The sequence below is a fragment of the Vibrio sp. 2-Bac 85 genome (assembly GCF_037546705.1).
Taxonomy (GTDB): domain Bacteria; phylum Pseudomonadota; class Gammaproteobacteria; order Enterobacterales; family Psychromonadaceae; genus Psychromonas.
In genome coordinates, this window is the sequence record NZ_JALAAB010000033.1 from 1 (window position 1) to 8,860 (window position 8,860).

Consider the following 8,860-nt stretch of genomic DNA (forward strand, 5'->3'; position numbering starts at 1 on the left):
CAGCGTAATAAAACGAAATATATTTTGCTGAAAACTACTTAAGATAAGCATTTTCACACTCAATAAATAGATCTATTTTATTAAAAAAACAGTTAAAAGGTGAAACTTATTTGGGGACGTTTAAAATTTTTTAAGAATTTAGTTTATAAAGTTGAATACATTTTAATAGCGATAGTACGACTTAATGGTGTCCATAGGTCACCATTAGCAGATAACTAGAAAAGAACCAATAATTGCAGCGTTAATCGTCAATTTTTTCTGGCTTTATTATTATATTTTATTCGTTATATTCATTATTAGATTAAATACTAGGTTAACTGCCAGAAGAGTAAAAAATTTATAGATAATTATAAATAAATAGATCATTTAGATACAAAGAAAAAGAGGGAATAGAGCTAAAGTGGGATAGATATTACTGTGGAGAACTAACTAGATAAATAACAATTTTAATCATCTGTTTGTTAGTGATTTAAAGTGGACAGCTAATTTTGACCATACTTTCATATTCAAACAAAAAGCTTTCTTATGGTTTGCTCATATCATCAAATATTATTTTTGTAGTGCAAGGGGCCAGAGCGAAGTGGTTTTATAGTTGATATTGGCGGTTATAATTTAGTAGAAATATTCGAGTAGTAATATTTTAGAAGTAGATTAATGCAGTTAATTATTTATAAGCCATTATGCTAAAACGGCTAGTCAGAATATTTGAGTTAGGGAGTGATTAATGAATCTGATTGCTGGGGATAAAAATAGAATCAGAAATGAAATTGCCGCTATCCAACAAACTAGTTAAGTAAGTAGATAAGCAGCAATGTTGCTAATGGTTAGTGTCTATGTAAAACGTTAAACCAGTATTAGTCTTGTTTTTTTATTGTTGTGAAGTGGTAATCCACATCTACTACGGCACGGTAAACGACTTGATCACGTGTTTGAGCAAACTCTTTGATCGTGACTTTAGTTTTATCGATAGTCAAATCTTGTGCTGGCGAATTGCTGATCACGGTTAACGCGTGACGTAATTCGTTAGCGGGTAATTTTTTTAGTCCATCGATGTAGTCAAATCCTGCATCATAAGCAGCTGCTTTATTTGTGTATGCATCAGTGTTGAATGTTTTGTCTGAATGCACAACTTGTGTAGCAGCAAAAACACTTGAACTAACTAATAATGTCGCCGCTACTGCTGTTAATGTTGTAAATTTTTTCATGTTAATGCCCTTAATATTTTATTTATAAGATAAATGTTGTTGTCGCTGCCTATTGGCATTCACGACTTGTTTTTCTGTGCTTCGTTTATTCTATTCTTGTTTGTGTAGAATGAGTTATTAATGCTTTACCGTTGTGGTCTCACTCGATGAAGCTATTATGCGCCTCCTTTATGTGATCGTCATCACTCCTTATTTCCATTCATTATGGAGTTTTTTGTCATTAATCGAATTTGAAATGAACAACGCCTACAGTTCGCTCAGTATTTGCTTGAATTAAATGAACTTAAGTTTGCAGTGGTAAAGTAACTTGCGTTGTAATCTATGATAAAGTCTATCCGTTTTATTCTAAGTGATTGTTTTTAGTCCTTAAATTTTTTTTGGGGGGGAGTAACTGGCTACTGAGAAGTTCATCATATTACACTGACCTTGATATCCGGTTTATCGGCTAGATAAAGCTCCTTGATTTGTAACGGTTATAAGCCTCAAGGAGATCTAATGGGTTAAATAGACACTTTTTAACCATTAGTCTGTAAGAAAAGGAATGAAGGTATTTACCGCATGACTTGCTCTGTGAGTGGCTAAATCAAAAACACGTTTGCAAAATAAAATGTCATTGTAACCTTCGATAATAATTTACTATTTAAGGGGATTGCTGGCTTTTAAAGGACCAGCAGGAGGGGAATGCAGTTCAACCTTAAAAAGAACTTGCTAGCAATAGACGCAATAGTATTAGCACTCTTGTTAGAAAGGCCAATGCTGTTGTTAGCAAGTAACTTTATCGATTTTGTAGTTTTATAGCTGCTAAAACTCTATAAGCACTGGCAAACTATGCCCTTTTCAATCTATAACAGCTTTCAAAACTACAACCATAGATCCTTAATAGGTGTATCTGGGCTAAAATGATAGCCCACTTGTGCCTGTAGCAGCTCTGCAGTAGCAATTGCATCGGTTAAGGCATCATGTGGTTGATAAGTCGGTAAGTTATAGCGCGTGCGACTTTGCCCTAGGCGAATCGATGCAGGTTTTTTGCCACGTAATCGATTAAAAAATCCAGCTGCTAGTTTTCTTTGTATGTTAGATTCGATTTGCATAGTATCAACAACAGGAAAAACAATGCCTTCCTTAAACAGCGCACGTAAATGCAAATCTAAAAAAGGGCGCTCTATATTACGGTAATGAACAACCACCACTTTACCCGCTAATTGCTCAAGTAACTGATCCAGAATACGCCTTAAGTCCGGAGCACCTTTTAAATCTGAATGGGTGATCCCATGAATGATAATGGAGTCTTCTTGTAACTTATCTTTAGGGTTAATAAACCAACTTTTAGCTTGATTACAATAAATACGCTTTAAGTTAAAAGGCACTAAACCAATACTAATAATGCTATTTTTCTTAGGATCTAACCCCGTCGTTTCAAAGTCTAAAGCAACAAATTCAATGTCTTGAAGTTTTGTGTCGTCATGGTATGTACCCACATCATAAAATTTCTTTAGGCGTGAATCCTTGCTTAACTGGGCTTTTAACTTCAAAAAAGCAGACCAGTTTAAGACCTCTTTGTTAATAAAATTATACATAGACGATCCTTAAAGAGTGGCGCTATAACGATATTTCAAGAAATTTTGCGCATTACTTAATACTAAAAACGCATCCTTTAAATTTCGTCTTTCAAAATCAGACATATTTTCAGGTTCAATATTATTATCAGGCTCAATATCTGATTCAATATCTAATGCTTGGTGGCGTAATCGTACTAGTGAAATAAGCTCCATGGCATGCTGTAAATCAGCGCCTTTAGATTTAGGCAAAATTCCCGCTTCAATAATATCTTCTAAACGATCAAAGGAGTTCTGAGATTGAGACCCAATGGCTAATGCATGCACGCGAATCAAGTCCGCAAGTGGTGCGGTTCCACGGCGTTTTAAGTTTATTGAGTTGTTATGGCGGCCATCGCTCTCCATCACAAAGTCTTTAAAGAAACCCAGAGGTGGTTTTCTATTAAGCGCATTACGAGCCAAACATGCCAAGAAACGATTATTCTTTTTGGCACGTCGTAAAATAAAGGCATTTAAATGCTCTGCCCATTTAATGCGTCCATAAACACCGGTTAAATCAAAGAAAATATTACAATTTAATAGCGCTTTAGGGTTGGGATTATCAATCCAACTGGCGAAGCATTCTTCCCATTCCGTTTGCGTTTTACGGAACTCTGGATTAGTGGCCATAATATCACCAGTACAATAAATGTAACCGCAGGCAGCTAAACCATCACAAACAAAGTGTGATAGTTTTTCAAAATATTCACCGTGTACAGCCGAGTCATAACTATTATCAAGAATAATGGCGTTATCTTGATCAGTTACCATCAGTTGTTCATCTCGGGCCATGGAACCTAATGCTAAGAAACAATATGGAATAGGGGCTGGGCCAAACTGCTCTTCAGCTAATTCTAATAAACGTTGTTTAAAGCTACGTCCAATCTCAGACATCGCACGCCCAACCATGTGCGAGTTCGCATCTTCGTTCACCATACGCACAAAACAATCTTTCAGCTGTTTTGATAATAGCGCAAGATCTTCAGGGCTTTGTTGTTGGAAAATGCTACTAACAAATAACAAACTATTTTGAGATTCATAACGAATAATGTCAGAGACTTCAATTAAGCCGATCGGTTTTTTATTTTTAAGGATAGGTAAATGATGTACGTTATTACGTAACATCATCAACATGGCTTCAAAAATATAGGCATTATGATCTAAAGAAATCAGTTCTGTTGACATGACCTCGGAAACGGGGCTATCAATGCTTAAGCCTGCAGCAATTACTTTTGCACATAAATCATGTTCGGAAATCAGACCCACTAGGTTATTCCCTTCACTGTCATCAATGCTAGGGTCGTTAATTAAAGCGGCAGATTGATATTCTTCGGCCATCATTTGTGCAACGGCTTGTACACTGGTATCAATCGGAACAATCAAAGGTTCGCGTGTAATTAATTTTTTTACTTTGGAAGTGGTAAGCGCATTGGCATCGTCACTATTACTTTCTACCGCTTGTTTTAAACGCGTACTATCTTCTGCCTCTACAAAGTCAGCAAAGGATTCAAATCGTTCACATAAATCATAAAATACCACCGCTGGAATACAGTATAAAAGGGTGTCTTTGGTGGTTTTAGCGGGAAAACGTACTTTATTATTAGTGAGTAGCCCCATTTGTCCAAATAACTGCCCCTGGTCAAGACGATTATAGAGATTGCCATTACGACGAAATAATTCAACAATGCCACTGCGGATCATATACAACTCGCTAATTTCATCCTTAAAATCGATGATGGTTGTATTGGCACGGAAATAAGATATTTCAACACTTTGTACCACTTCTGCTAAAGCTTCTTCAGGCAGTTCATCAAAAGGGGCATATTGACTGATAAAGTCTTGTATTTCTAATAATTCAACGTCCATTGGCTACTCGTTATATCGGTGAGGGTTTTATGCGATATTACACAACTTTTATTGACTATGTTAGCGGCGACTTATCTTTCCTATCTATTTGTTTAAAAAATATCTTAGCAAGCGTAATAGCTATATTTAACAGTACTTATAACGCCTATTAATTGTTCATAATGAAGTGGTTAATGACAATTAATTTAAGTAATAGACAAATCTAGTAATGTTAGAATCCACACTAAATATTAACTTTATGTTGTATAAACCTAGGTTGTCTTAACCAATAATTTAAAGCACTATATTGTTCTCGTGTGTGTACCTTAAATATCACGCTAACATGATACTTTAATTCCCTATTAGCTTTCATCGGTATGACTCCTGTAGAGTTAACGAGGGATCATTAAAATACATATTTGCGGACAGAATTAACGCCCGTATAGACATTGCTGATAGTGATAGTGATGGAGTAATAGCTATTGCTCACAATGACTATCAATTGCAGCACCATTAACTGTTATTAATAAGGAAATATAATGACTGACTCAGAAGCTCGCCGTCCATTAAAAGTGCGTGATTTGACGATTATGAATAAAATAGCGGCGGCTTTGAGTAAACGTAATATATCACCTAATCAAATATCAATAGCCAGTATCTTTTTTGCACTACTAGCGGGGTTTTGTTTAGTAGCAATAGGTGCTGGCTCAACTATCTGGCTGAGTTGGTTAGCTGCTTTATTGGTACAATGCCGTCTATTATGTAATTTATTTGATGGCATGGTGGCCATGGAAGGAGGAAAATCAACGCCATCGGGTGAATTATTTAATGATATTCCCGATAGAATTGCGGATCCTTTGATATTAGTTTGTGCAGGTTATGCTATTGCTGGCTTGCCATGGGCGATTGAGCTCGGCTGGTTAGCCGGATTATTGGCGGTTAAAACGGCTTATGTGCGTGTGTTAGCAACGTCGATCGGCGCGCCAACTTTATTTACTGGCCCAATGGCAAAACAACATCGAATGGCGGTGATCACTGTTGTCTTACTATTACTGCCTATCGAAACATTAGTATTTGCAACACAAGGATATGTTTTACTGCTTGGGTTATTGGTTATTTGTCTCGGTTGTTTACTCACTTTATATAAACGCGCTCGCTCGGCTTACCAATATTTAGAATCGCCAGAGCAAAATCAACACAATAAGCATGAGGACAATACGGATGTTTAATATACCGGTTCACTCTTTTTATATGATGACGTTTGTAGTGATCTTACTGATCACTGGTTCTTTAATTCGTTGGCGTTTACAGGTTAAAAATCCTCAAACAGATTACTTAGAACTAAAACAACGCATTCAATCTTGGTGGTGGATGATTGCCATCTTATTTGGCATTTTATTAGCTCCCACAACGGTTTCTATTATCTTTTTTGCACTGTTGAGTTTTTTAGCGTTAAAAGAATTCTTCTCGATCATGCCTACTCGGCAAGCCGATAGACGTATTTTATTATGGGCCTATATTGCCATTCCATTGCAGTATTACTGGGTTGCTACCAACTGGTATGGCATGTTTCTTATCTTTATTCCTATTTACGTGTTCTTATTTCTGCCAATGCGTGCGGTATTTATTGGAGAAACCAAAGAGTTCATTCGTTCCTTAGGGACTATTCACTGGGCGGTCATGCTATCGGTATTATGTGTTAGCCATATTGCATACCTGTTACAACTTCCCGTTAAAAATGAGCAAGCGGGGGCATTGGGGTTAGTTTTATTTTTAATTTTTATTACCCAGTTTAACGATGTATGCCAATACATTTGGGGGAAAACCTTAGGTAAACATAAAATTATTCCTAAAGTCAGCCCTAAAAAAACATGGGAAGGATTTATTGGTGGAGTAATAACCGTCACCCTTATCTCTGGTTTTGTTGCGCCTTACTTAACGCCATTAACTATGGTCGAAGGTTTTGTTGCTGGCACATTAATCGCAATCAGCGGATTTGTAGGTGACGTGGTTATTTCGTCGGTTAAACGAGATCTCGCTATTAAAGACAGTGGGACGTTAATTCCAGGGCATGGAGGGTTATTGGATAGAATAGATAGCCTGATTTATACCGCGCCATTATTTTTCCATTTTCTTTATTATTTACATTATTAACTAGTATCAGGTTAGTAATCGGTATCAGGCGATGGTAGCCCAAATACATATTACTGTTCATAAAACAAACGTGCTCAAAAATAACAAAGTAGGATTTAATAAGGATTGTTAATGAATCGATTTTTAAAAATATTATTTTTTGCATTATTGGTTAAACCGATGGTTTTGCTGGGTTTAGGCTTAAATGTGTTTTTTAAAGCTAAGTTGCCTAAACAGGGTCCTGCGATTGTTGTTGCAAATCACAACAGCCATTTAGATACTCTCGTTTTGATGAGCTTATACCCATTAAGTCAAATCCATAAAATAAGACCCGTTGCTGCCGCCGATTATTTCCTAAAAAATAAACTACTTGCTTGGTTTTCATTGAATATTATTGGCATTATTCCAATGCAACGTAAACATATACGCGATACCTCTGCATTATTTGCACAGTGCCATCGAGCATTAGATGACGGAGATATTTTGCTTTTATTTCCGGAAGGTTCTCGTGGTAAGCCAGAACAGCTTAGTGATTTAAAACGCGGCGTACACCACTTAATTAAAAGCAGAAAAACACTAAAAGTAGTGCCTGTAATGATGCATGGCTTAGGTAAAGCGTTACCTAAAGGCGAAATGATTTTTGTGCCATTTAACTGTGATGTCGTGGTGGGCGATGCTATTCCGTTTAATGCCGATGCAAAATGTTATATTGACTCCGTTAGCAATGCGTTAAATCAGCTATTAGCGTTGTGTATGACGCGTCAATCCGTTGTAAAAGATGATTTAGAATAACATTTATCGCGCTAATTATTTCAACGTAGTAATTGCAGTAATGATAAAAAGGCAGTTGTTAACACTATCGTCAGCCTTTGAATTAAAAGTGTATTAAATCAATCGTTAATTCAAAGCTTATACAAAATAGTCAACCATAATGTAATGTTTTCACTTAGCACTATTTATTGTTCTATCATTTTAAAAAGGATTTTTTAATGGGAATGTCGACAAGATTAGACTTATTTATTGATGTTATTCAACACGGGTCCTTCGCAAAAGCCGCTGGTATAAGGAACATTGACCGCTCCGCATTATCGAAACAGATAAAGTTATTAGAAGATGACCTTGGTGTACGTTTATTAAATCGTTCCACGCGCTCGGTTTCACTGACAGATGCCGGCAAGGAGATATTTAAACAAGCTGAAGCTATGAGAGAATTATTGGCCGATACCCAACGCCTAGCCGATTCCTTTCATTCTGAGCCTAAAGGATTACTGCGAATTACCTGCCCAACCTTATTTGGTAAAATGTACATTCAAAAGGCAGTAACACTGTTTATGGCCAAGTATCCACAGACTCATATTAAATTAGTATTTGACGATAAACGCTCGGATATTATTGGTGAGCGTTTTGATATTGCTTTTCGCATCGGTCCGGCTCGAGATTCAAACTTAATTGCACGCAAGATAGCGGGAGCTCAATTCGCAATACTGGCTTCTGAAAGCTTTATTGAAAAATATGGTGAACCGAAAACACCTGAAGATCTTGTTAAACTACCTGCGATTATCTATTCCAACGGTGAGAATACATTTAATAAATTAACGCTTTCAGAAAAACCTGGCAGTGATCAAATGCGCAGTCATAATATGGTAGGGCGCCTCGAGGTCAATGAAATAAGCGTTATCATTGATGCATTGCAAGCTGGGTTGGGTTATTCACAACGCGGTTTATTTACCTTAGATAAAAATATTAAAGAGCTAGGGTTAGTACCGTTACTAACAAATTATAAACTGGAGGCAAGGGATTGGGGGGTTTACGCTGTTTATCCCCACAGAAACCAAACGTCTCTGGTGAAATTATTTATTGAAATCGTAAAGGAGTTAGTTGGTTCTCCACCGATATGGGACAGCTATATCGATAACTATGATCAAATCTATAAATAGACTAGATACAGAAGTAGGTTAGATACAGAAATAAACAAAAAATGCCGCTAACTATGTAAGTTAGCGGCATTTTAGGTGATGAACCTTTTCCTATCGTCAAAACTATAAGTTAAAACGATAAGTTAAATTAGTTTTGTGTTTTGAT

Annotated in this window: 7 protein-coding genes; 4 read left to right on the forward strand and 3 right to left on the reverse strand. The window is 36.5% G+C overall.

The features are described 5' to 3' along the window. Nucleotides 1–854 precede the first annotated feature (854 nt). The 3 genes from MT390_RS19415 to MT390_RS19425 form a co-directional block, all read right to left on the reverse strand. Nucleotides 855–1,205 carry a DUF3316 domain-containing protein gene (locus MT390_RS19415; protein WP_166373387.1) on the reverse strand — a complete coding sequence of 117 codons (351 nt, stop codon included), beginning with the start codon at nucleotides 1,203–1,205 and terminating at the stop codon, nucleotides 855–857. A gap of 860 nt (nucleotides 1,206–2,065) precedes the next feature. After that, the gene (locus tag MT390_RS19420) at nucleotides 2,066–2,782 is read right to left on the reverse strand and encodes a 3'-5' exonuclease (RefSeq protein ID WP_166373385.1); all 717 of its coding nucleotides are present in this window, start codon (nucleotides 2,780–2,782) and stop codon (nucleotides 2,066–2,068) included. A gap of 9 nt (nucleotides 2,783–2,791) precedes the next feature. Beyond that, nucleotides 2,792–4,666, reverse strand: coding sequence for a DUF294 nucleotidyltransferase-like domain-containing protein (locus tag MT390_RS19425; protein ID WP_499442847.1), 1,875 nt, complete (start codon nucleotides 4,664–4,666; stop codon nucleotides 2,792–2,794). A 518-nt stretch (nucleotides 4,667–5,184) separates the two neighbouring features. Between MT390_RS19425 and MT390_RS19430 the strand changes: the two genes are divergently transcribed. From MT390_RS19430 to MT390_RS19445, 4 genes are all read left to right on the forward strand, one after another. Continuing rightward, nucleotides 5,185–5,874 (forward strand): CDP-alcohol phosphatidyltransferase family protein, encoded by a 690-nt coding sequence (locus tag MT390_RS19430; protein ID WP_499442849.1) that lies wholly within the window; start codon nucleotides 5,185–5,187, stop codon nucleotides 5,872–5,874. Then, nucleotides 5,867–6,799: a phosphatidate cytidylyltransferase gene (locus MT390_RS19435; protein WP_499442851.1), complete on the forward strand. Its 933-nt coding sequence runs from the start codon at nucleotides 5,867–5,869 to the stop codon at nucleotides 6,797–6,799. Before MT390_RS19430 ends, MT390_RS19435 begins: the two co-directional genes overlap by 8 nt. Before the next feature lie 111 nt (nucleotides 6,800–6,910). Further along, on the forward strand, nucleotides 6,911–7,570 hold the full coding sequence (locus MT390_RS19440; RefSeq protein ID WP_166373377.1) for a lysophospholipid acyltransferase family protein: 660 nt from the start codon (nucleotides 6,911–6,913) through the stop codon (nucleotides 7,568–7,570). 203 nt (nucleotides 7,571–7,773) lie between these two features. Next, nucleotides 7,774–8,715 carry a LysR family transcriptional regulator gene (locus MT390_RS19445; protein ID WP_499442852.1) on the forward strand — a complete coding sequence of 314 codons (942 nt, stop codon included), beginning with the start codon at nucleotides 7,774–7,776 and terminating at the stop codon, nucleotides 8,713–8,715. Nucleotides 8,716–8,860 lie beyond the last annotated feature (145 nt).